The following is a 23,866-nucleotide window of genomic DNA, read 5'->3' as shown; positions in this document are numbered from 1 at the left end:
GCTGGTGTTGGGGAGACTGCGGCGAGGAGCGACTCGCCACGGTCCAGACAGCAGGTGGAGGCGATGGGCGCGACCCGAATGGTTCCCGCCGACGCACCGCCGATGCGGCCGCCCTCCGCAGCGCGCCGAGGTCCTCGCGCCAGTATGGCCGAGCGGGGTCGTGCGGTCGCCAGGAGGTCGAAGACTCCAGCCGGATGGGTCAGGACCAGTTCGCCGTGGTGTCAGCCCGGAGTGCCAAGACCAGTTGGGGCCGATCGGACAGGCGAGGACGACAGGGTGGGGGAACGAGATGAGCACGATGCCCGACTTCTCGACCTATTTTGAGGCCCTCTGGGCTCGGGATCCGTTTCCCTGGCAGGAACTTCTCGCGAGGCGCCTGGTCGACGGCGACTGGCCACGCGCGATCGACCTCCCGACTGCATCGGGCAAGACGGCATGCATCGACATTGCGGTCTACGCGTTGGCCGCCCAGGCAGACCGACCGCTCGAGGAGCGGCGCGCACCTCGGCGGATCTGGTTCGTCGTCGACCGCCGGGTCGTCGTCGACGAAGCCTTCGAGCGGGCCCGTGCGCTCGCCGATACGCTACGCCGGGCGAACGATGGCCCGGTCGGCGTCGTCGCGGAGCGGCTCCGGTCGCTTTCGGGAACAGAGCGTCCGCTGGCGGTCGGTCGTCTGCGTGGCGGCGTCCTGCACGACGACGGGTGGGTGCGCATACCGAGCCAGCCGGCGGTCATCACCTCGACCGTCGACCAGATCGGTTCTCAGCTACTCTTTCGCAGCTACAGCCACGGACTTCTGTCTGCGCCCATCTTCGCCGGGCTCGCCGCGAACGACAGCCTCATCGTCCTCGACGAGGCTCACTGCTCGTTCCCGTTCATGCAGACGCTCGAGGCGATTGCCCGCTATCGAGGCCCCGCCTGGGCTGCAGAGCCGATCGTCACCCCTTTCGCGTACACCGTGATGTCGGCGACGCCACCGCAGCTCAGGGAAGGGGACGTCTTCCCTGGCGCCGCGCGTGCCGACGCCGTTGACCACCCGACATTGGAGCGGCGAATCACGACGGCGAAACTTGCCGAGCTGGTCAAGGTCCGATCCCGACGCGGACCAAAAGACAAGGGCGAGGACCCGCTCATCGCAGCTGCAGTTGGGCGCACCGTCGAACTCCTCCGTCGCGGATGCCGCAGGGTCGCGGTGATGGTGAATCGCGTGCGGACGGCAACTGCTGCCGCTGAGGCCCTTGAGGCCGCGTGCGCTGACGCGTTCGCGGCGGACCGTCCCGACGTCGTGCTCATGACCGGGAGGATCCGACCTGTCGAGCGTGATGCTCTCATCGATCGGTGGGCTTCGTTCCTCCGGGCATCAGGACCCGAGGATCCGCCGCGCCCGGTCGTCGTCGTCGCGACCCAATGCCTCGAGGTCGGAGCCGATTTTAGCTTCGACGCTCTCGTCACCGAGTGCGCGAGCCTTGACGCGCTCCGCCAGCGCTTCGGGAGGCTCGCCCGGCTCGGCTCGGACGAACCCGCGCTGGCCTCGATCCTCGTGCGCGACAGCGATCTCGAGGGGAAGGCGCTCGATCCTATCTATGGCGCCGCGCTCGGCGAAACATGGAGATGGCTCGAGGACCACGCGATCGAGGACGCGGTAGGGAGGCCCGTCGTCGACCTCGGCATCGGAGCAGCCGACGCTGCCCTCGCAGGCGTCGAGGACCTGGGCGCGCTCATGGCTCCGCGCCCGGACGCGCCCGTACTGCTTCCCGCGCACCTCGACCTCCTGTGCCAGACCGCACCGCGCCCGCACCCGGAGCCCGACGTATCGCTCTTCCTCCACGGCCGCACCGGCATTCCGGAGGTATCGGTCCTCTGGCGCTGCGACCTCGGTGACGATCCCACCAGGTGGGTCGAGTCGGTTGCCCTCTGCCCGCCCGTGAGCGGCGAGATCCTACGAGTCCCCCTCTGGCGGGTGCGCGACTGGCTTGCGCGCGGACGTGCCGAGCGGGACGGGATCGACGTCGAGGGCGGCGATAGTCCGCCCGAAGAGGAGACGCGATCGGAACTCGGCCGTTCGATCCGGCCCTGCCTGCTCTGGCGCGGGCGCGACCGGTCGTCCATCGCGCGATCGGCCGGGGCGCTCGCGCCCGGCGACGTGATCGTTGTTCCCGCTACCTACGGAATCGAGGCCCTCGGTCAGGCAACACGCGAGCGCGCCCTCGGAAGCGACGGCATCGACGTGTGGGAGGTGGCCCGGGCCGCGTCAGGTCAGGGCCCCGCCGTTCGGATTAATGAGGAGGCCCTTGCTCCCTGGCGACACGACCCTCGGATTGCGGATCTCCTTGCTTCCGCCGCGGCGGACGAGCCGGACCGTGAGGCGATCACCGCGTCGATCAATGCCCTCCTCGCCGACCGACGCGATGACGACGAGCCGTCTGTGCCACCCCGCTGGTGGATCAGTCTCCTGCAAGCCGCTCGATGGGGGCAGCTGATCGAGCATCCCGCGGGCGGAATCGTCCTCGTCGCGCGCACAGGACAAACGCGCGCTGCGGAGCCGGACCTGTTCGCCGACGATGACGACCTCGCGTCGGTGGCTGACCGGGAGGTCTCCCTCGAAGCGCACTCCGGTCTCGTCCGGCGTACCGCCGAACGGATCGGGGAGCGATGCCTCCCCGCCGGGCTGCGCGAGCCCGTCGCCGAAGCGGCGTTCTGGCACGATGCCGGCAAGCTCGACCCGCGCTTCCAGCTCATGCTCCGGCGGGGAGACGAGGTAGCCCTCGCTCTCGCGGACGGTCCGCTCGCAAAGTCAGCGGGCGTTCCGTCCTCACCGGCGCGCCGCCGCGCAATCCGTGACGCGAGCGGGTTGCCAGAGGGCTTCCGCCACGAGATGCTCTCACATGAGCTCGTGCGGCGCTTCGGCCAGCTCGGTCGGGTCGGTGAGCACAGCGACCTCGTCGCCCACCTCGTCGCGAGCCACCACGGACACGGTCGCCCCTTTGCTCCGGTCGTCATCGATCCAGATCCACCCGCCGTCTCCGGCACGCTCGGCGATGTGGAGCTCGTTCTCGGCGCGACCGATCGGTCCGGGGGGCCAACCGCCCACCGCATCGACTCAGGCCTGCTCGAGTCGTTCTGGCGACTCAATCGTCGCTACGGGTGGTGGGGGCTCGCCTTCCTCGAGGCGATGGTACGACTCGCCGATTGGTACGCGAGCAGCTTCCTCGCACCAGGGGGTAGTCAGTAATGGTCGACTCGGTGTTGCTTCCAGGGATCGACGGAGCAAACCCGCTCGGATTCCTCGCGGCCCTCGGAGTCGTCGTCGTCCTCGGGGAATCGGCGGACGAAGCGGGCGCGGCCCTCGCCTGGAGATTCTCCGGTCGGTGGGTCCCGGTTCTCATCCGGAGCGGCGCGACGGAGGATGAAGTGGCACACGCAGTCGCCGCGTGCCTCGCGGGGAGGTCAGTCGCCCCGGAGGCGGAGGAGCGACGTCGACAGGCCGAGAAGACAATGGAGCGCGCGAAGAGAGCGGCAGCCGACAAGCTCGCGGAGATCAGGGGGCGCCGACTCCGCGGAGCCGAGCGCCGGGAAGCACTTGCGCGCGAGCAGGAACCCCTCCAGCGCGCCTTCGAGGAAGCGCGCAGGTCCTGGCTCGCGGCACTTGCCGCAGCGGTTCCCCGACCGGAGCTTGCGCTCGGTAGGAGGATCGACTGCACGGTCTCGGAGTACCGGGAGCACGCCTCGGCGTTCGCAGGCCAGGCGCATTGGCGCGATCGGGAGGCACTCGACCTCCTCGCGGCCTTTGGCACCGACGCTGGCGGACGTGCGTCGTCCTCGGCGGATGACGTCGTGTCATCGACTCCGTTCTGCTTCATCACTGGTTCGGGACATCAGTACTTTCTCGACACGGCGCGCGCCCTCGTTGACAAGGTCGGCATCGATGGCGTGCGGCGCGTCCTCTTCGAACCGTGGGACTACCGTGACGAAGGCCTGTCGATGCGGTGGGACCCAATAGAGGACCGCCGCTACGCACTGATGGACCGAGATCCGACCGCCCCGGGCAACAAGGCGCGTACGATGTGGATGGCCAATCTCCTCGCGTACCGAGCGCTCGCGCTCTTTCCGATGAGTGCGGTCGGATCTCGCGTCGTCGCCACGGGTTGGGACGAATCCGGGAGGTCGTTCACGTGGCCGATCTGGGGGAACCCGCTCGAGCGCGACGGAATCCGGTCGATCCTGCAGCTGCGAGAGCTGGCCCAGGAGAGGCCGAATGCAAGCGTGTTGGCAGCTCGGGGGATCTCCGTCGCGTACCGAGCCGACAGAATCACCGTCGGCGACGGAATGAACCGCAAGGTGAACTTCGCGCCCGCTCGCCGGGTCGCCTGACTCGGATCCAGTGGAGCCGATGAACACGTCCGGGACGGGAGAGGACGTCAACTCCGCCACGCCGTCGAGTGAACAGCCACCCGAGATGGTCCCGGCGCGGATGGTGAACGAATTCGTCTACTGCCCGCGACTGTTCTACCTTGAGTGGGTTCAAGGAGAGTGGGCGGAGAGCGTCGACACACTCGAAGGGGAGCACGTCCACCGACGCGTCGACACCGAGGTGGGTCGTCTCCCGCCACCCGACGAGATGGCTCGCGACGACCAGGTCGCCGCGCGCGCGGTCCTCCTATCCGCCCCACGGGCACGTCTCGTCGCTCGGATGGACCTCCTCGAGGGGAGCGATGGCGCGGTGCGCCCGGTGGATTACAAGAAAGGTGCGCCAGGTCCGACAGGGCCATGGGACCCGGAACGGGTCCAACTGTGTGTCCAGGGGTTGATTCTCCGCGAAAACGGGTACCGCTGCGACGAAGGCGTCGTGTACTACGCAGAGACCAAGCAACGTTTCATTGTGCACTTCGACGACGCCCTTATCGCGCGCACGTTAGAGGCGGTCCGCGAGCTGGAGCGCGTAGCCGCGGCGCCCCTCCCGCCGCCCCCGCTCATCGATAGTCCGAAGTGCCCGCGCTGCTCCCTCGTCGGAATCTGTCTGCCCGACGAGGTTCAGCTGCTACGCGGAGCACCGATCGGGGAAGTCCGACGTCTCGTCCCTGCTCGCGACGATGCCCAGCCCGTCTACGTGGTTGAACAGGGCGCGGCGGTCGGAAAGTCTGGGGAGCGGATCGTCGTCCGCCGTCGAGACGGTGAAGAAGTGTCCGTTCGGCTCCTCGACATCTCGCAGCTGTCGCTCTACGGGAACGTCCAGCTATCCGCGCAGGCGCTGCGCGCCCTCGCCGAGCGCGAGATCCCTATCTTCCACCACAGCTACGGAGGGTGGCTCGCCGCGGTGACGACCGGGGTGCCGAGCCGGAACGTCGAACTCCGAATGCAGCAGTACCGCGTGGCAGACGACGAGGAGCGCGCGCTGCCAATCGCACGCGCCATCGTCGTCGGCAAGTTGCGCAATCAGCGCACACTCCTGAGGCGCAATCACCCCGGGCAAATCGCGCGGATACTCGTTGAGATCGCGCGCTACGCACGCCTCGCGCAGGAGGCCGCGTCAATGGATCGCCTCTTCGGGCTGGAAGGGATGGCGGCGCGTGCATACTTCGCAGGATTCGCCGGAATGCTGAGAGACCCTCTGGGTTTCGACGTTGCTGGCCGTGATCGCCGGCCACCCCCCGACCCGGTCAACGCGACATTGTCCTTCCTGTACTCCCTCCTCATGAAGGACGTACTGCGCGCCCTCATCGCCGTAGGCCTCGATCCCTACCGCGGTGTGTACCACCGGCTCAGGACGGCACGTCCATCGCTTGCGCTCGACCTGATGGAGGAGTTCCGGCCACTCATCGCCGATTCCGTATGCCTGTCGCTCTTCAACAATCGGGTTTTGGACCGCTCAGCGTTCATCGTCAGAGGGCCGGGCTGTAACCTCCGGGATGGGCCGCGCCGCGACGTTATTCGAGCGTTCGAATCACGCATGGAGACATTGGTCCGGCACCCGCTGTTCCGATACCGAGTCAGCTACCGACGGCTTCTTGAGATGCAGGCGCGTCTGATGGCTCGAACAATCGCGGGTGAGGTGCCCGAGTATCGGTCGTTCACGACGCGATGAGTCGCAACGGGTATCTCGTCTGCTACGACGTTCGCGACTCAGACAGGTTACGACGCACGCACAAAACGATGCTCGGTTTCCGCGAACCCCTGCAGTATTCGGTCTTTTTCTGCGACCTGTCTGCAGTCGAGCGGATGCTTCTCGAAGCCGCACTCCGCCGAGTTGTCAAGCTCACCGATGATGCAGTACTCATTGTCGACCTCGGTCCCTCGTACGGAAGCGCGAGGCGCCGCTTTAAATCGCTCGGACGCCAGCTATCTCCCGAGATCCATCGAGCCGTAATCGTCTGAACGACGAATATCGTTCCTTGGCAGATAAAGAGCACATTTCGGACATTCGAGCACCGAGGTCCTACGTCGGAAGCTGGGCGCTACTCGCACAGCGTTCGACCTGGTCAGAGGCTTGGCGCGACGGAACCGGTAGGCATTGGCCAGGAATTGGTTCGCGCAACGAGTTGGCGCTCGCATGCGAGCGGTATAGTTGGGCGGTGACCAGGGCAAACGTGCTCCGCCGTCTCCACGGCCGTATGGCCGTGGCTCCATTGAAGCCGAGTTTTTATCAGTGTATAGAGCGTTGCAGTAACTGTCTCCACGGCCGTATGGCCGTGGCTCCATTGAAGCGCGCCTCGTCGGGCGACATCGTGCCGTTCTTGATGCGAGTCTCCACGGCCGTATGGCCGTGGCTCCATTGAAGCTTCGCCAAGATATTATGCAATTGCGACCGGTATTGCGGGTCTCCACGGCCGTATGGCCGTGGCTCCATTGAAGCACAGCCTGGACACCGGCCGTGTACTTCGGACCGGCGGCGTCTCCACGGCCGTATGGCCGTGGCTCCATTGAAGCCTCATGGGCACCTATAACATCATAATGACGGACAATTGTCTCCACGGCCGTATGGCCGTGGCTCCATTGAAGCCCGCTCATCCTCACGTTGCGCGCCTTGCCGAAGCGGAAGTCTCCACGGCCGTATGGCCGTGGCTCCATTGAAGCGGCACAATACGGATATCACTACCGGCCGCTACCGAAGTCTCCACGGCCGTATGGCCGTGGCTCCATTGAAGCGCCGAAACTCCGTGGGGCGGCGTGGGCGACCGCGTAGTCTCCACGGCCGTATGGCCGTGGCTCCATTGAAGCGAAAGGCGCGCCGCTGACCCGCCCGCCAGTCAACAAAGTCTCCACGGCCGTATGGCCGTGGCTCCATTGAAGCCCACATATTCTGCGTCGAACGCCCAGATTGTGCGGCAGTCTCCACGGCCGTATGGCCGTGGCTCCATTGAAGCGCTTTGCCGGCTACTCGCTCGTCGTCTACGGCTGGAGTGTCTCCACGGCCGTATGGCCGTGGCTCCATTGAAGCGCGAAGTACTTCTCGATGCGCGACGCAGTGAACGAGGGTCTCCACGGCCGTATGGCCGTGGCTCCATTGAAGCAGATATCGCCCTTTGCAAGCGCCTTGTCTTGTGTAATGTCTCCACGGCCGTATGGCCGTGGCTCCATTGAAGCCGCCCGAAGTACGACGACCTCGCCGCCCGATGGATCGTCTCCACGGCCGTATGGCCGTGGCTCCATTGAAGCGCGACATCCGCACTCGACGGCTGCGTGAGCGCGAGGTGGTCTCCACGGCCGTATGGCCGTGGCTCCATTGAAGCGCTGCCTCTTCGAAGGCCATCTCCTGCCACTCGCGATGTCTCCACGGCCGTATGGCCGTGGCTCCATTGAAGCTCGCGTTATATGCCGTATTGGCGACCAATGCCACAGCGTCTCCACGGCCGTATGGCCGTGGCTCCATTGAAGCGAGCCGTCCCAGCGGCGGCTGCTCGCTAGGTACGTGTCTCCACGGCCGTATGGCCGTGGCTCCATTGAAGCCTGACGCCGCCGACAAACGACGCGACGCGCTCTCCGACGTCTCCACGGCCGTATGGCCGTGGCTCCATTGAAGCCGATCGCATCGAGGACACTCCACTAGGCTGCCGTACAGTCTCCACGGCCGTATGGCCGTGGCTCCATTGAAGCAATGCTGCACAGTCGTTGTCGCCATCATGCATCCTCCGTCTCCACGGCCGTATGGCCGTGGCTCCATTGAAGCCGCCCTCCCACCGCTGCATGAGGGCGAGGAGCCGGTCTCCACGGCCGTATGGCCGTGGCTCCATTGAAGCTCCTCATCCGTATGCGATGTCGTCCGACCCGATGCCGCGTCTCCACGGCCGTATGGCCGTGGCTCCATTGAAGCCCGAATATGCCGCAATCTGTGCACGTCTGGTACACGGCGTCTCCACGGCCGTATGGCCGTGGCTCCATTGAAGCGAGTCGCGGATACAAAGCCTCCACGCGGGCATCGCGACGTCTCCACGGCCGTATGGCCGTGGCTCCATTGAAGCTCTAGCCATCGCCGGAGGCGTGTTTCGTCGGCTCCCCACGTCTCCACGGCCGTATGGCCGTGGCTCCATTGAAGCCGCCGCAAGGTCATCGGCAGGCCGCAGCCTTCCGCCGGGTCTCCACGGCCGTATGGCCGTGGCTCCATTGAAGCCTCTTGTTTTTGCGGCATTCGTTGCCGCGCGAGCAGCGCAGTCTCCACGGCCGTATGGCCGTGGCTCCATTGAAGCCTTACGATGCATACCGGTCATACGTGGACGAGTATATAGTCTCCACGGCCGTATGGCCGTGGCTCCATTGAAGCACTACTGGACCATCCACCACTTGCACCACCTTCATCTGGTCTCCACGGCCGTATGGCCGTGGCTCCATTGAAGCCCGGATTGAATGCTTGTTGTGGGCTGAGGTTGCCGAGTCTCCACGGCCGTATGGCCGTGGCTCCATTGAAGCCCCCGCCTCACTGCGGCGGTTGGCTGGAAGGCAACCGTCTCCACGGCCGTATGGCCGTGGCTCCATTGAAGCACCTACGTCTGCGTCGACCTGCGCACCGGCGCGGTGTCTCCACGGCCGTATGGCCGTGGCTCCATTGAAGCTAGCGGATCGTGGATAGCGGACTACGACTTTGTGGCAGTCTCCACGGCCGTATGGCCGTGGCTCCATTGAAGCCTTTATGGTCAACGGTCACGACGCCTCCCCCATGTAGTCTCCACGGCCGTATGGCCGTGGCTCCATTGAAGCCCCGACAACGTCACGGGCGAATGCCCGCACCGGCACCGGGTCTCCACGGCCGTATGGCCGTGGCTCCATTGAAGCAAGTCGGCACTTGAAAGACTACCAGGAAGGGGACACCGTCTCCACGGCCGTATGGCCGTGGCTCCATTGAAGCATTCCTCGCCGTATAACAGCTTTGGGCCGAATAATGTCTCCACGGCCGTATGGCCGTGGCTCCATTGAAGCGCCAGCTCCGCGATCTCCTTTTGGCTCGCGACAGGCCGTCTCCACGGCCGTATGGCCGTGGCTCCATTGAAGCTAGTACTGATCGTGCCCAGTTAGTGGCAGCATCCCGCAAGTCTCCACGGCCGTATGGCCGTGGCTCCATTGAAGCATTTACGGCCCCACCGGCGCGGGAAAGACGACCCTCGTCTCCACGGCCGTATGGCCGTGGCTCCATTGAAGCCGCCACGAGATCCTCCGACGGGCCGAGGCCATCGTCGCGTCTCCACGGCCGTATGGCCGTGGCTCCATTGAAGCTAGTTGATCGTGGCGGTCGTTGGCATGGGGTGTCTCTCGTCTCCACGACCGTATGGCCGTGGCTCCATTGAAGCTGGCACCACCCCGGCTTCGTCCTCGGCGTCCTGGTCTTGTCTCCACGGCCGTATGGCCGTGGCTCCATTGAAGCCTCGCCGACCTCATCTGGCCGGGAAAGTGGGACGGGTCTCCACGGCCGTATGGCCGTGGCTCCATTGAAGCGGACGCTGTCTGGCCCGCGCTGTGGGGTTGGATCATGTCTCCACGGCCGTATGGCCGTGGCTCCATTGAAGCCCGGCCGTGTCGGCGCTCAGCGCGCGGGCGTCGGTGCGTCTCCACGGCCGTATGGCCGTGGCTCCATTGAAGCGGAGAACATATGCGTGCTCACCCCTTCGCCCTGGGCGTCGTCTCCACGGCCGTATGGCCGTGGCTCCATTGAAGCGGCGGGGCCTGGCAGTTCTCGCTGGCCACGTGGCACTGGATGTCTCCACGGCCGTATGGCCGTGGCTCCATTGAAGCAAGCTCGTGCCGCTGTACTCCGGTGGCTTCGGGGTCGTCTCCACGGCCGTATGGCCGTGGCTCCATTGAAGCGCGCCGCTGCTCGAGCGCCTCGACCTCGAATGGGTGTCTCCACGGCCGTATGGCCGTGGCTCCATTGAAGCTGGTCCCGTAGCTCCTCGGCGCCGAGGAAACGGATACGTCTCCACGGCCGTATGGCCGTGGCTCCATTGAAGCGCGAGCTCGGGGTCCAGTTCGCCGAGCTCGACGAGGGCGTCTCCACGGCCGTGTGCTTCTTGGCGCTCATGTTGGTCCGCGTGATCAAGCGGGCGACCGGTGATACGTGGCGCAACGTCCGGCGCGAGCTCGAGCGCATGCACCTCGGTGAGTTCTCCAGACCTGCCGGACGCGTCGTCCAGCGCACCGAGACCACCCCACGCCAGCGCGAGATCCTACGTGCCCTCGAGCTGCGCGAGCCGCCACTGCTCGTCGAGCACGAGACCGCTCCGCGGCCCCGCCGACGGACTGCACGTTCGGCCTAGGCACTACACGCCCGCCGGGCTCCTCGCGTCGCTCCTGGTCAAGGCCCTCGTTGGCGTCGTGTGTGTCCAGCAACTGTCGAACTCGGGCTTGACGACGCGCTCGTGGGTATGCTTCGCACGCATCGCTGGCGCCAGCTGGAGGAGCGCCTTCGCGCCGGTGAAGCGTGGGCAGCGACCGATTACGTCTTCTGCTTCTGCGACACGTTGCGCGAGCCGCTCTCCCCCGATTGGGTGTCGTCGCGCTTCCACGCGCTCGTGCGGGCCGCGGGGCTCCCCCGCGTGCGGTTCCACGACCTACGCCACACGGCCGCGAGCCTCATGCTCGCCAACGGGGTCCCAGTGAAGATCGTGAGCGAGATGCTTGGCCACGCGAACCCGACCATCACCCTCGCCGGCTACGCCCACCTGCTCCCGAACATGGCCCAAGAGGCGGGCGAGCGGCTCAGCGCGAGCCTGCTCCGCTGAGCGGTGACTTTTCACTGACATCCGGCCCCGTCATCGCTTGTCACCGGAGGCTTGTAGGGCGCTGACCTGCGATTTTCGGTGGAGGCGAGGGGACTCGAACCCCCGAACCTCTTGACTGCCAGTCAAGCGCTCTACCAGCTGAGCTACGCCCCCGGGAGACCCGGCCACCTTACCACCGACCCTCCGGTCCCTCGCTCGGCCGCCCGAGCTGGGGCGCTCGCGCGTGGCTCACTAACCTGTGGCCGTGGCCACGCCCTACGACTTCGCCAAGGTGGAGCCGCGCTGGCAGGCGCGCTGGGCCGAGTGGGGCACCTACGAGATCGACGACGACGACCCGCGCGAGCCCTACTACGTGCTGTGCATGTACCCCTACCCGAGCGGTCCCGCCCACCAGGGCCACATCCGCAACTACACGCTCGGCGACGTCCTCGTCCGCTACCGGACCATGCTCGGCTACGGGGTGCTCTCCCCCTTCGGCTTCGACTCCTTCGGGCTGCCGGCGGAGAACGCGGCGATCAAGGGCGGCGCGCGCCACCCGCTCGAGTACACCGAGGCGCGCATCGCCGAGCTGAAGCAGAGCGTGCTGCGCCTCGGCGCCGTCTACGACTGGCGGCGGGAGATCCGCAGCCACGACCCCGACTACATCCGCTTCAACCAGCTGATCTTCCTGCGCATGCTCGAGGCCGGCCTCGCCTACCGCAAGGAGGCCCCCGTCAACTGGTGCCCCGGCTGCAAGACGGTGCTCGCGAACGAGCAGGTGCTCGCCGACGGGACCTGCGAGCGCTCCGGCGACGTCGTCGAGCGCCGCTCGCTCGAGCAGTGGTTCCTCGCCATCACGCGCTACGCCGACGAGCTCCTCGACGCCCTCGACGGCCTGGACTGGCCAGAGCGCGTGAAGACGATGCAGCGCAACTGGATCGGTCGCTCCGAGGGGGCCCGCATCCGCCTGCCCGTCGTCGGGGCCGACCTGTCGGTCGAGGTCTTCACCACCCGACCGGACACCGGCTTCGGCATGACCTACGTCGTCCTCGCGCCCGAGCACCCGCTCGTCGGCCGGCTCACGACCCCGGCCCAGCGCGAGGCCGTCGAGGAGATCGTCGCACGCGCGCGCGCCGAGTCCGACATCGCCCGGCTGTCGACCGAGGGACCGGTCGACAAGCGGGGTGCCTTCACCGGCAGCTACTGCACGAACCCGTTCAACGGCCGGCAGGTGCCGGTCTACGTCGCCGACTACGTCCTCGCCGGCTACGGCACCGGAGCGATCATGGCGGTGCCCGCCGAGGACCAGCGCGACTTCGAGTTCGCCATGGCCTACGGGCTCCCCGTCGTGCGCACGGTCGCCCCACCCGAGGGCTTCGAGGGCGGCGCGTGGACCGGCGACGGCGTCAAGGTGAACAGCGGCTTCCTCGACGGCCTGTCGGTCGCCCAGGCGAAAGAGCGCGCCATCGCCTGGCTCGAGGCCGAGGGCGTCGGCGAGCGCGCCGTCCAGTACCGGCTGCGGGACTGGCTCATCTCCCGCCAGCGCTACTGGGGGTGCCCCATCCCCGTCCTCTACTGCGAGCGCGACGGGATCGTCCCCGTCCCCGAGGAGGACCTCCCGGTCCTGCTGCCGCTCGACGTCGAGTTCCTGCCCACCGGCGAGTCGCCGCTCGTCCACCACGAGCGCTTCCTCCGAGCGACCTGCCCTCGCTGCGGCGGCCCGGCGCGGCGCGAGACCGACACGATGGACACCTTCGTCGACTCGTCGTGGTACTTCGAACGCTTCTGCGCGCCCTGGCGCACGGACGTCCCGGTCGACGTCGAGGCCGCCCGCCGCTTCCTGCCCGTCGACCAGTACATCGGCGGGATCACCCACGCCATCATGCACCTGCTCTACGCCCGCTTCTACACGCGCGCCCTCGCCGACCTCGGCCTCGCCCCGGCCGAGATACGCGAGCCCTTCGCCCAGCTGTTCTGCCAGGGGATGATCCGCCTCGGCGGCCGGGCGATGTCGAAGTCGCGCGGCAACGTCGTGTCGCCGAACGAGTACTTCGAGCGGGTCGGCGCCGACGCGCTACGCCTCTTCCACCTCTTCGCTGGTCCGCCGGTCGAGGACATCGACTGGGGCGAGCAGACCGACGAGATCATCGACGGCTGCGCCCGCTACCTGAGGCGGGTGTGGCGCCTCGCCCTCGGCGAGGACGACGAGCACGGGACCGCTGGCCCCCAGACCGCCCACGACGGCGAGGCCGCCGGGGAGGCGCTGCGCCGCCTCGTCCACCGGAGCATCGCCTCGGTCACCGAGGACCTCGAGCGCTACGCCTTCAACACCGCCGTGGCGACGTGCATGGAGCTGACGAACGCGATCGGCCGCGCCCGCCGGGAGGGCGCCGACGAGGGAGTCGTCGGCGAGGCGGTGGACACCCTCTTGAAGCTCCTCGCCCCGATGGCGCCCCACCTCACGGCGGAGGCCTACGAGCGGCGCACCGGCCGCCACGTCCACGCCGAGCCCTGGCCCGTCCCCGACCCCGAGCTGCTGCGCGACGAGCGCGTCACGATGGTGGTCCAGGTGGACGGCAAGGTGCGCGATCGTCTCGAGGTCGACGCCTCCATCGACGAGCAGGCAGCGGTCGCGCTGGCGCTCGGATCGCAGCGGGTGGTCGCGGCGCTCGGAGGCCGTCAGCCAGCGCGCGTCGTCGCCCGGCCGCCGCGCCTCGTCAACCTCGTCTCGACCCGCGAGCGCTAGCCTGCGCCACCCTGCCCGGCGCGCCCTCGAGCCCGAAGAGGGCGAGCGCAACCGGATCGGCGAGCTGCTCGAGCGAGTCGAGGACGAGGTCGGCGAGCGCGTAGCGCCGATCGCCCCGATGGCGCTCGGCGGGCACCGCGATCACCGACATGCGCGCCGCCTTCGCCGCCACCACGCCGTTCACGGCGTCCTCGAGCACGACGCAGCGCGTCGGCTCCACCCCGAGCAGCCGTGCCGCCCGCAGGAAGACGGCGGGATGGGGCTTGCCGTGCTCCTCGTCGACCGCGGAGCACACGGCGGCGAAGCGACCGGCGAGCGAGAATCGCTCGAGGACCGCCTCGATCACCGGCGGAGCCGAGCCCGAGGCGAGGGCGAGCGGCACCCCGGCGGACTCGAGCAGGTCGAGCGCGTCGAGCGCACCGGGCAGCAGCGCGCCCTCCTCCTCGATCGCCGCCACGACCCGCGCCACGATCTGCGCGGCGAACTCGGCGTCGGAGGGACCGGCGAAGCCGAGGCGGGAGCGGAAGAAGGCGACGGCGTCGTCGACGCGCAGCCCGAGGGTGTGCCCGCGGCCGACGAGCGGGCGGACGTCGATCCCCGCCCGGTCGAAGACCTCGAGCTCGGCGCGCAGCCAGAACGGCTCGGAGTCGACGAGCAGTCCGTCCAGGTCGAAGATGGCGGCCGCGCCCGGCGCGTCCGGTCGCTGCGCCACGGGCCTCAGCGCTCGCCGCGCAGGAACCGCTCGAGCTCCGCGGCGATCTCGTCGCCGGAGGGCAGGCGACCCCCGAGGTGGAGGCCGGGATCCTCGACGGCGTCGAGCTGCGCCTCGAGCTGGCGGACCATCGCGGCGTGCTCCTCGGACTGGGCGATGAGCTCGTCCACCTGGCGGCGGCTTGCGTCGGCGGCCTCGGCGAGCTTGCTCGTCGGCAGGTCGAGGCCGGCGACCGCCGCGAGCCCCTCGACGAGGGCGAGCGCCGCCGGTGCGTACGGCATGCCGGCGACGTAGTGCGGGACGCGCGCCCACAGGCCGACCGAGGGGATCCCGGCGCGCGTGCACTCCTCGCCGATGACGTCCGCGATCCCTGCCGGCACGTCGAGCGACCCGGCGATGAAGCCGACCCGGTCCGCGAGCGTGGGGTCCGAGGCCGTCGAGGTGAGCCGGATCGGCCGGGTGTGCGGCACGGCCGTCGGGAAGGCGCCGAGGCCGACGACGAGGCGGACGTCGAGCTCGACCGCGAGCTCGCGGACCTCGGCGGCGAACGACTGCCACCGGAAGTCGGGCTCCGGGCCGACGAGGAGGAGCAGGCCGGCCCCTCGCCGGTCGCTGCCGGTGCGCAGCTCCGGCTCGGGCCAGCGGATCGGCCCGCGCACCCCGTCGTCGATGCGAAGGCGGGGCCGACGAGCCCGCTGGTCGATGAGGTCGGCGAAGTCGAACGTGGCGAGCTGCTGCGTCTCCAGGGTCTCGAGGAGCGACGCCACGGCGCTCGCCGCGGCGAAGCCGGCGTCGATCCAGCCCTCGAGCGCGATCACGAGGACCGGGCTCGGCGGGACCGGGACCGGACGGCGCAGGGCGCGGCTCACGGCTCGGAGGCTAGTGCCGGCACGCCCCGACCACGGTCGGGCCTCGGCTAGAGGGCGAGCGACTCGCCGCCGTCGACGACGATGGCCGCGCCGGAGACGAAGCTGGCCTGCACCGAGCAGAGGAAGGCGACGACCTGGCCGAAGTCGGCCGGCGAGCCGGCCTGGTCGCCGGCGAGGCCGAGCTCGACGATGCGCTCGGTGGCGTGCACGCCCGGACAGGCGAGGTTGATCGTCACCCCGCTCCCGCGCAGGTCGTGCGCGGCCGTCTTGACGTAGGCCCACAGCGCGGTGCGCGCCGTGTTGGACAGGGCGAGCATCGGGATCGGCTGGACGACCGAGTAGGAGGCGATGCAGCAGATCCGGCCGAAGCGCTGGGCGCGAAGGTGCGGGAGCGCGGCGCGCACGAGGCGGATGGCGCTCAGCGCGTTGGCCTCGAACGCGGCGAGGAGCTCCTCGTCGCTCACCTCGAGGGCGTGCCCGGCGCGCGGGCCCCCGGCGTTCGCCACGACGACGTCGAGACGCCCGTAGGACTCGAGGGCTGCCTCGACGAGGCGCTCGGGCGTCCCCCGGGCGGCGACGTCGCCGGCGAGCGCCACCACCTCGGCCCCGCTCGCCTCGAGCTCGGCGCGCGCCGTCGCGAGGGACGCCTCGTCCCGCCCGCTCACGACGAGGCGCGCCCCCTCGGCAGCCAGCGCCTCGGCGGCCGCCCGGCCGAGCCCACGCGACGAGGCAGCGACGATCGCGACCCGTCCCGCCAGCCCGAGGTCCACGACCTCAGGCCTCCACGACGCGAAGGGAGCGGTCCGCCGAGCTGCACAGGCGTGCCCCGTCCTCGGCGACGAGGACGACGTCCTCGATGCGCACCCCGAGGCGGCCGGCGAGGTAGATCCCGGGCTCGACGGAGAACGCGTGGCCGGCGCGAAGCGGCGAGCGGTTCCCCGCGACGAGGTAGGGGTCCTCGTGCGCCTCGATGCCGATGCCGTGGCCGATCCGGTGCACGAAGGCGTCACCGTAGCCGGCGTGGGCGATGCGCGCCCGCCCGACGCGGTCGATCTCCTCGCAGGGCACCCCCGGTCGCACGGCGGCCAGCGCCTCGGCCTGGGCGGCTGCCACCGCGTCGTACAGGTCGCGCAGCTCACCGGTCGGCTCCCCGGTGACGACGGTGCGCGTGACGTCGGAGCAGTAGCCGACGTCGCCGTCGAGGCGGAAGGTGCCGCCGAAGTCGCAGACGACGGTCTCCCCCGGGCCGATGCGCCGGCGGCCGGGCTCGTGGTGCGGACTCGCCGCGTTCGGCCCGCTCCCGACGATGGCGAAGTTCACCGCCGCGTGGCCGACCTCGAGGAGCCGCCGCCCGATCTCCGCCGCGACCTCGGACTCGGTCCTCCCGAGGAGGGGGATCTCCCCCGCGACCAGCGCCTTGGCGACCTCGTCGGCCGCCGCGCCGGCCGCCTCGAGCGCGGCGAGCTCACGGGCGTCCTTCACGGCCCGCAGCGGCCCGGTGATCGACGAGGCCGCGCGCCAGCGGACCTGGGGCAGGGCCGCCTCGAGAGCGAGGAGGAAGCCGGCCCGGGCAGTGTCCGAGACGGCGACGTCGCCCGCCGCGCGAAGCAGGTCCGCCACGAGCGTGACCGGGTCGTCGCCGTCGCGCCAGGGCGCCAGACGAAACAGGCGCGGGTCCTCGCCGACCCGCGGCGCCTCGAGCGCCGGGACGACGAGGGTGGCCGCGCCGTCGCGCTCGACGACGAGGACGGTCGGTCGCTCGAGGGCGGTCGCCTCGTAGCCGGTGAGCCAGGCGAGGTCCGCTCCTCCCGTACAGCACAGCGCGTCGACGCCGACCGAGGCCATGGCGTCGCGCACGGCGGCGAGGCGCTGGGCCCGAAGACGCGCGGGGTCGGGGAGCGCACCGTCCATGGCGACGGGGGTGCTCAGGCGGGGCGGATCGCCGCCGGCTGAGCGGCGGCGACCGCCGCGGCGGCCCGGCGCGCGTGGTAGCTCGAACGGGTGAGCGGGGAGGCCTCGACGTGGCGGAAGCCCATCGCCCGCGCCTCGGCGGCGAGCGCCTCGAAGCCCTCGGGCGGGACGAAGCGGGCGACGGGCACGTGCGCCGCGCTCGGCCGCAGGTACTGCCCGAGCGTCACGATGTCCACGCCGACCGACGCGAGGTCCGCGAGGGCGCCGAGGACCTCGGCGTCGGTCTCGCCCATGCCGAGGATGAGGCCCGACTTCGTCGTGAGCCCGGCGGCCTTCGCCCGCGCCAGCAGCGCGAGCGAGCGCGCGTAGGAGGCGGAAGGCCGGATGGCGCGCTGGAGGCGCAGGACCGTCTCGAGGTTGTGGTTGAGCACGTCGGGCGCGGCGTCGAAGATGGTGCGCAGCGCCTCCTCCCTCCCCTTGCAGTCGGGGATCAGCACCTCGACGCTCGTCGAGGGGCACCGCCGCCGGATCGCCGCGATCGTCTCGGCGAAGGCCGTGGCGCCGCCGTCGTCGAGGTCGTCGCGGGCGACCGCGGTGACGACGGCGTGCGCGAGGCGCAGGCGCTCGACCGCGGCGGCGACGTGCTCGGGCTCCTCGGGGTCGAGCGGCCCGGGCCGGCGCGTGTCGACGAGGCAGAAGCCGCACGCGCGCGTGCAGCGCTCCCCGTTGATCATGAACGTCGCCGTTCCCTCCGCCCAGCACTCGTAGATGTTCGGGCAGCCCGCCTCCTCGCACACGGTCGTGAGGCTCAGCCCCCGCAGCGTCGAGCGCAGCCCGAGGTACTCCGGGCCGAGCCGTGCCTCGACCCGCAGGTAGGAGGGCTTGCGCGAGCCGAGCGGGAGCGCCCGACGCGAGTCGACGCCCGCCCGAGCGAGCCGGCGCTCGAGCGGGCGCGCCGGCCCGGTCGCGTGCACCTCGGGCTCGGCGGCGCGCGCCGGGGCGCAGTCCTGGCGCTCGACCTGTCGCCGGGGGGTGCTGGCGGCGGGCAGGCTCGTCGCCGCCGCCTCGACGACGGCGTCGACGACGTCCGCCATCGAGGCTCGCACGCCCTCGGCGGCGAGCGAGGTGACGGGCCGGCCCGCGAGCCCGCACGGGACGATGCGCTCGAACATCGACAGGTCCGGATCGACGTTGAGCGCGAAGCCGTGCATGGAGCGGCCGCGGCTCACCCGCACCCCCACGGCGCAGACCTTGCGGGCGGCGGGCGAGGCGGGTGCGACCCACACGCCGGGCAGGCCCTCGATGCGACCCACGTCGTCGAGCCCGAGGCGCCGCAGCGCCTCGATGACGAGGTGCTCGACGCCGTGGACGAAGGAGGGCACCGCAGCCGGTCCGAGGGGCACGTCGACGATCGGGTAGCCGACGAGCTGGCCCGGGCCGTGGTAGGTGACGTCGCCGCCGCGATCCGCCCGGACGAGCTCGCCCCCGAGCTCGTCAGGCGGCACGAGGACGTGCTCGCGCCGGGCTCGCACGCCGAGGGTGTAGACGTGCGGGTGCTCGAGCAGGAGGAGGTAGTCCTCCCCACGACGCCGGTGGAGGGCGTGCTGGAGGGCGAGCGCCTCCCGGTACTCGACGCGCCCGAGGACGCGAACCCGCAGCGCCGTGGCCACGCCCGTCAGAGCTCGGCCGACCAGTCGCGCCCCTCGAGCACGGCGGCGACGTCGCGCAGGTAGCGGGCCGCGTAGGCGCCGTCGACGGCGCGGTGGTCGAAGGCGAGGCCGAGCGTGCCGACCGAGTGGATGGCGATCGACTCGGTCCCGTCCGAGGCGGTGACGACGACGGGCCGGCGGCGGACGCCGTCGGTCGAGAGGATCGCGACCTGCGGCTGGGCGATGATCGGGAAGGTGAGGAGCGTCCCGAAGGGCCCCGGGTTCGTGATCGTGAAGGTCCCGCCCGAGATGTCGTCCGCCGAGAGCTTGCGCGCTCGGGCCCGGCTGGCGAGGTCGGCGATCGAGCGGGCGAGCCCCCGCAGCGACTGACCGTCCGCGTTGTGCACGACCGGGACGATGAGCCCCTCGTTGTCGAGGTCCACGGCGATGCCGAGGTTGATGTCGCGATGGACGATGAGCGCGTCCTCCCCCACCGACGAGTTGAGGTGGTGGTAGCTGCGCAGGACCTCGACCGCGGCGCGGGCGACGAAGGGGAGGTAGGTGAGGCCGATCCCCTCCTCCGCCTTGAAGGCGTCCCGGCGCGCCCTGCGCACGCGCTCCACGTTCTCGTAGTCGACCTCCACCGCGACGAGGGTGTGCGCCGCCGTCGCCTTCGAGCGCACCATGTGCTCGGCGGTGACCCGCCGGATGGCGGAGAACTGCACGACCTCGTCGCGCGCCCCGACGGGAGGTGGCGTGGCGCGAACGGGAGCCGGCGCGGGGCTCGGCACCGGCGGGCGGGCCTCGGTGGCGACCGGCGCTGCGGCCGCGGCCCGCCGGTCGATGTAGGCGAGGACGTCCTCCCGGGTGATCCGTCCTCCCAGTCCCGTGCCGGGGATCTCCGCCGGGTCGAGGTCGTGCTCGGCGATGAGCCGCCGCACCACCGGGGACAGCAGGGCGCCGCGACTGCCGCCACCGTTCTCGCCGCCCGGGGCGAGCGCGACGCCCGGCGCCGGGGCCTGCGGCGACGGAGGGGGCGGCGGCGGAGGAGGCGGGGGCGGCGGGGGCGTGGCCGCCGGTGCCGTCGGGGCCCAGGACGGCGGAGGGGGCGGCGGCGGAGGCGCGCTGGCCGGTGCGGCGGGCTCGGCGGTGCCGGCCGCCGCCGCCCCCTCGGCGATCACGGCCAGCCGGGCGCCGACGTCGACGGTCTCGCCCTCCTGCACGAGGATCTCGGTCAGCACCCCCGCGGCCGGCGAGGGGACCTCGGAGTCGACCTTGTCGGTCGACACCTCGAAGAGCGGCTCGTCGAGGGCGACGGTGTCGCCGACCTTCTTCATCCAGCGGATGATCGTCCCCTCGGTCACCGTCTCGCCGAGCTGCGGCATTGTGATGTCAGCCAACGTGGAGCCCCCTTCCCGTGAGCGCGAGCACCGTCTCGCCGAAGGTCTCCGACAGCGTCGGGTGCGGCTGGATGAACTGTGCGATCTCGTCCGGCGTCGCCTCCCAGTTCACCGAGAGGTAGGCCTGGCCGAGCTGCTCGGTGACCCACGGCCCGACCATGTGGACGCCGAGGAGGCGCCCGGCGCGCCCGTCGCGGCCGCGCTCGGCGATCACCTTGACCATCCCCTCGGTCTCCCCGAGGATGCGGGCGCGTCCGTTGCCGGCGATGGGGTCCCTCTTCACGACGACGTCGAGGCCCGCCGCCACCGCGTGCTCCTCGGTCATCCCCACGAACGCGACCTCGGGATGGCAGTAGATGCACCAGGGGACCTTCGAGTAGTCCACCGGTACGGCCGGCTCCGCCAGCATCTCCTTCACGACGAGGATCCCCTCGGCGAACCCGACGTGCGCGAGCTGCGGCGTGGCGACGAGGTCGCCGATGGCGAAGACGCCGTCGGCGCCGGTGCGCAGCCACTCGTCCACGACGACGAAGCCGCGCTCGTCGACCTCGACGCCGGTCTCCGGCCCGAGAAGACCCTCGGAGGCCGGCCGGCGACCCACCGCGACGACGACCGCCTCGGCGTCGACGCGCTCGCCGGTCGCGAAGCGCACCGTCGTGCCCTTCTCCCCGGGCTCGTGCCCGAGGACCTCGACGCCGGTGCGCACGACGATGCCCCGCCGCTCGAAGGCGCGCGCCACGACATCGGCGACGTCGCGGTCGCAGCCCGGCAGCAGGCTCGGCGCGACCTCGAGCAGCGTGACCTGCGAGCCGAGGTCGCCGAGCATCGAGGCGAACTCGCAGCCGATGGCCCCGCCGCCGATCACGACCGCCGAGCGAGGGATCGCCGAGAGCTCGAGCACGTCGTCGGAGGTGAGCACGACGCGCCCGTCGGGCTCGAAGCCGGGGATCGACCGCGGCGTCGAGCCGGCGGCGAGCACGACGTGGTCGCCGGTGACGCGCCGCGCCGTCCCGTCCGCCGAGCGCACCTCGACGCTTCGCCCGGGGTGCAGCACCCCCACGCCCTCGTAGACGTCGACCTTGCGGCTGCGCAGCAGCCCCGACAGCCCCCGGTAGAGCTGCTCGACGACGCGCCGCTTGCGGTCGAGGCTCACAGCGAAGTCCACGACCGGCTGGCCAGCCTGGACCCCGTACTCCTTCGATCCCGCCACCGTCCGGTAGACGGCGGCGGTCTCGAGGAACTCCTTGGCGGGGATGCAGCCGCGGTGCAGGCAGGTCCCGCCGACCTTGTCCTTCTCGACGACGGCGACCGACAGGCCGGCCGCGGCCCCGTAGAGCGCGACGGCGTAGCCGCCCGGGCCGCCGCCGACGACCACGACGTCGTAGTGCCGGGCTTGCGCGTCGTCCCGAGCCGTCGCAACCACCTCCATCACCGCGCGAGAGCGGGCACCACGCCGCCGGAGCCTGCGGAGCACCCGCCGCGGCCAGCCTACCGACGGCTCGCGAAGCGGGCGAAACGACCGGGGCTCGTCGCGTTCGCCTGGCACTCGACCGTCCTTCGCGGGTCCGGTCGGCGCTGGCCGCCCGGTGGCTCGACGTTAGCGAACGGCCGAGGGCGCCACCGCTGGTGACGACGCAGGAGACCGGGCCGCGCACGCCGGAATCGAGGCGGCGTGGCCGCGGACGAGGTCCGGCGCCGTCGGAACGGCGCCAGCCCCGCAGCCGGGCGGCGTGCGCGAATCCTCGGCGACGGAGGGCTCGGCGCCGCGCGGTCGACACGCGCGCCGAGCTGCGATGCGCCCCGTGGCCGCGCTAGCCCGCGCGTCTGCGAAGACTCGACGGAGGTACGCTCGCCAGGCGTCTTCATGGCCATCTGGTGCGTGCGATAGGGGGAGGGATGCTTCCAGTGCGAACAGTGCAGGAACGGTGGAACGCTGCGCCGCTCCCGCCGACGGCGCGGCGCGTGCTCGCAGGCGCGGCGCTGCTGCTCGCCGCATCGCTGGGCGCCGGTGGGGCGCAGGCTGCCTCGGCGTCGCCGCGGGAGCGGATCTTCGTCTCCCCGATCGGCCGGGCGACGAAGCCAGGCAGGTCGTGCGCCACGGCCCGGTTCTCCTCGATCATGGCGGCGATCGGGGCGGCGCCCGCCGGCTCGACGGTGGTCGTCTGCCCCGGCACCTACGCCGGCCAGGTAACGGTCATCAAGCCGATCACCCTGGAGGGCGAGCACGCCAGGATCGACGCGGCGGGCGCCGACACCGGGATCACCGTTCCCACGCCCGGGGTGACCGTCGAGGGCTTCACCGTCACGGGCGCGATCGGCGAGGGAATCCTCGTCGTCGGACGGCCCGGCGTGCCCGTCACCCACGTGACCGTGAGGGACAACGTGGTCGTCGGCAACGACCGGGGCAACCCGACCGGTGCGCCGATCAGCTCGTCGGCCTACCGCGAGTGCAACGCGACGGGCAAGGTGCCCGGCGACTGCGGCGAGGGGATCCACCTCATGGTCGCCGCCGACTCGACCGTCGTGGGCAACACCGTCGAGCACAACTCCGGCGGGATCCTCGTGACCGACGAGTTCGGCCCCGCCGACCACAACCTCATCAAGGGCAACCTCGTCAAGGACAACGTCCTCGACTGCGGGATCACGCTGCCGAGCCACTCGGCCAAGGCGTACGTCGGCGGGAAGCTCGACCCCGCAGCCGGTGGCGTCTACGACAACATCGTCGAGGACAACCGGCTCATCGGCAACGGCACGAGGGGCCAGGGGGCCGGCATCCTGCTCGCCGCGGCGCTGCCCGGCGGCGCCTCCTACGACAACGTCGTGCGGGGCAACACGATCATCGGCAGCGGCCTGTCCGGGGTGACCGTCCACCTCCACGCGCCCGGCCAGTACCTGAGCGGCAACGTCGTCGAGGGCAACACGATCAGGGTGAACAACCTCCTCGGTGACCCCGACTTCACGCCTACCGACCACGCGACGACCGGCGTGCTCGTCGGTACCGTCGCGCCGCTCGCGATCCGGATCGCCCACAACACGATCGTCGGCGACGCCTACGGCATCTGGTACCTGCACCCGGCAGTCGTGGCGGGCGCCGGGACGAACACCTTCCGCGGGGTCCGCGTCCACGTGCACGCGGCCTAGCACGAGCGGGCAGCGCCGAGCCGGCTCGGCACCGCAAGCGCCGGGCCGGCTCGGATGCCACCGGTGCCCTCGGCAACGCCCGCGTGCCTCCCTCGCCGGGCTTGCGACGGGCGGTGGCGAGCCCGTCCCGCGCAGCTCTCGGGCGAGGAGCACGGTGCGAGAGCCAGGAGCTGGGGACCCGACGACCGACATCGGCGGGGAGGTGTGACCGACCGACGTCCTGGCACCACCGGCCCAGTCGAAGCTGGAGGCCTC

At 70.5% G+C, this 23,866-nt stretch carries 14 protein-coding genes, 1 tRNA gene and 1 CRISPR repeat array; of the genes, 7 read left to right on the top strand and 8 right to left on the bottom strand.

Annotation, left to right across the window (positions count from 1 at the left end):
* Positions 1-289 precede the first annotated feature (289 nt).
* The 5 genes from cas3u to VKV23_09175 all read left to right on the top strand — a co-directional run bounded on the left by cas3u (position 290) and on the right by VKV23_09175 (position 11,204).
* Complete coding sequence (cas3u, locus tag VKV23_09195; GenBank protein ID HLI16209.1) at positions 290-3,232, top strand: type I-U CRISPR-associated helicase/endonuclease Cas3; 2,943 nt, start codon at positions 290-292, stop codon at positions 3,230-3,232.
* Positions 3,232-4,371, top strand: a complete 1,140-nt coding sequence (locus tag VKV23_09190; protein HLI16208.1) for a hypothetical protein — start codon at positions 3,232-3,234, stop codon at positions 4,369-4,371. The genes cas3u and VKV23_09190 overlap by 1 nt, the downstream gene beginning before the upstream one ends.
* A 19-nt stretch (positions 4,372-4,390) precedes the next feature.
* Complete coding sequence (cas1, locus tag VKV23_09185) at positions 4,391-6,082, top strand: CRISPR-associated endonuclease Cas1 (protein ID HLI16207.1); 1,692 nt, start codon at positions 4,391-4,393, stop codon at positions 6,080-6,082.
* 512 nt (positions 6,083-6,594) lie between these two features.
* Positions 6,595-10,508: direct repeats of the CRISPR family, unit length 36 nt; unit sequence GTCTCCACGGCCGTATGGCCGTGGCTCCATTGAAGC.
* A 6-nt stretch (positions 10,509-10,514) separates the two neighbouring features.
* A complete protein-coding gene (locus tag VKV23_09180; GenBank protein HLI16206.1) occupies positions 10,515-10,739 on the top strand; it encodes a hypothetical protein in 225 nt (74 codons plus the stop codon).
* 108 nt (positions 10,740-10,847) lie between these two features.
* Entirely contained in the window at positions 10,848-11,204 is a 357-nt protein-coding gene (locus tag VKV23_09175; protein ID HLI16205.1) for a tyrosine-type recombinase/integrase, read from the top strand.
* Positions 11,205-11,283: 79 nt separating this feature from the next.
* Here VKV23_09175 and VKV23_09170 read toward each other — a convergent pair.
* Positions 11,284-11,357, bottom strand: a tRNA-Ala gene (locus VKV23_09170).
* 91 nt (positions 11,358-11,448) lie between these two features.
* Between VKV23_09170 and leuS the strand changes: the two genes are divergently transcribed.
* Entirely contained in the window at positions 11,449-13,929 is a 2,481-nt protein-coding gene (gene leuS, locus VKV23_09165; protein HLI16204.1) for a leucine--tRNA ligase, read from the top strand.
* On the opposite strand, the gene hxpB is transcribed toward leuS, so the two are convergent.
* Genes hxpB through lpdA form a run of 7 tightly spaced genes read right to left on the bottom strand, consistent with a single transcriptional unit; the run spans position 13,901 to position 21,893 of the window.
* Positions 13,901-14,641, bottom strand: a complete 741-nt coding sequence (hxpB, locus tag VKV23_09160; protein ID HLI16203.1) for a hexitol phosphatase HxpB — start codon at positions 14,639-14,641, stop codon at positions 13,901-13,903. The two genes, leuS and hxpB, sit on opposite strands and share 29 nt — an antisense overlap.
* Before the next feature lie 5 nt (positions 14,642-14,646).
* Positions 14,647-15,510, bottom strand: coding sequence for a PAC2 family protein (locus tag VKV23_09155; GenBank protein ID HLI16202.1), 864 nt, complete (start codon positions 15,508-15,510; stop codon positions 14,647-14,649).
* 47 nt (positions 15,511-15,557) lie between these two features.
* The gene (locus VKV23_09150; protein HLI16201.1) at positions 15,558-16,280 is read right to left on the bottom strand and encodes an SDR family oxidoreductase; all 723 of its coding nucleotides are present in this window, start codon (positions 16,278-16,280) and stop codon (positions 15,558-15,560) included.
* 4 nt (positions 16,281-16,284) lie between these two features.
* The gene (locus tag VKV23_09145; GenBank protein ID HLI16200.1) at positions 16,285-17,421 is read right to left on the bottom strand and encodes an aminopeptidase P family protein; all 1,137 of its coding nucleotides are present in this window, start codon (positions 17,419-17,421) and stop codon (positions 16,285-16,287) included.
* A gap of 14 nt (positions 17,422-17,435) precedes the next feature.
* The gene (gene lipA, locus VKV23_09140; protein ID HLI16199.1) at positions 17,436-19,091 is read right to left on the bottom strand and encodes a lipoyl synthase; all 1,656 of its coding nucleotides are present in this window, start codon (positions 19,089-19,091) and stop codon (positions 17,436-17,438) included.
* Positions 19,092-19,096: 5 nt separating this feature from the next.
* A complete protein-coding gene (locus VKV23_09135; GenBank protein HLI16198.1) occupies positions 19,097-20,470 on the bottom strand; it encodes a dihydrolipoamide acetyltransferase family protein in 1,374 nt (457 codons plus the stop codon).
* Positions 20,463-21,893, bottom strand: coding sequence for a dihydrolipoyl dehydrogenase (gene lpdA / locus VKV23_09130; protein HLI16197.1), 1,431 nt, complete (start codon positions 21,891-21,893; stop codon positions 20,463-20,465). Before lpdA ends, VKV23_09135 begins: the two co-directional genes overlap by 8 nt.
* Positions 21,894-22,384: 491 nt before the next feature.
* Between lpdA and VKV23_09125 the strand changes: the two genes are divergently transcribed.
* Positions 22,385-23,611 (top strand): right-handed parallel beta-helix repeat-containing protein, encoded by a 1,227-nt coding sequence (locus VKV23_09125; protein ID HLI16196.1) that lies wholly within the window; start codon positions 22,385-22,387, stop codon positions 23,609-23,611.
* Positions 23,612-23,866: the final 255 nt, after the last annotated feature.

Source organism: Acidimicrobiales bacterium (assembly GCA_035294085.1).
Taxonomy (GTDB): Bacteria; Actinomycetota; Acidimicrobiia; order Acidimicrobiales; family Bog-793; genus DATGLP01.
This window is presented reverse-complemented; position numbering and strand designations above follow the sequence as displayed.

Excerpts from the sequence above, each read along its gene's own strand:
- cas3u (HLI16209.1), top strand. The coding sequence starts at position 290 with ATGAGCACGATGCCCGACTTCTCGACCTATTTTGAGGCCCTCTGGGCT.
- VKV23_09190 (HLI16208.1), top strand. The coding sequence starts at position 3,232 with ATGGTCGACTCGGTGTTGCTTCCAGGGATCGACGGAGCAAACCCGCTC.
- cas1 (HLI16207.1), top strand. The coding sequence starts at position 4,391 with ATGAACACGTCCGGGACGGGAGAGGACGTCAACTCCGCCACGCCGTCG.
- VKV23_09175 (HLI16205.1), top strand. The coding sequence starts at position 10,848 with ATGCTTCGCACGCATCGCTGGCGCCAGCTGGAGGAGCGCCTTCGCGCC.
- VKV23_09145 (HLI16200.1), bottom strand. The coding sequence starts at position 17,421 with ATGGACGGTGCGCTCCCCGACCCCGCGCGTCTTCGGGCCCAGCGCCTC.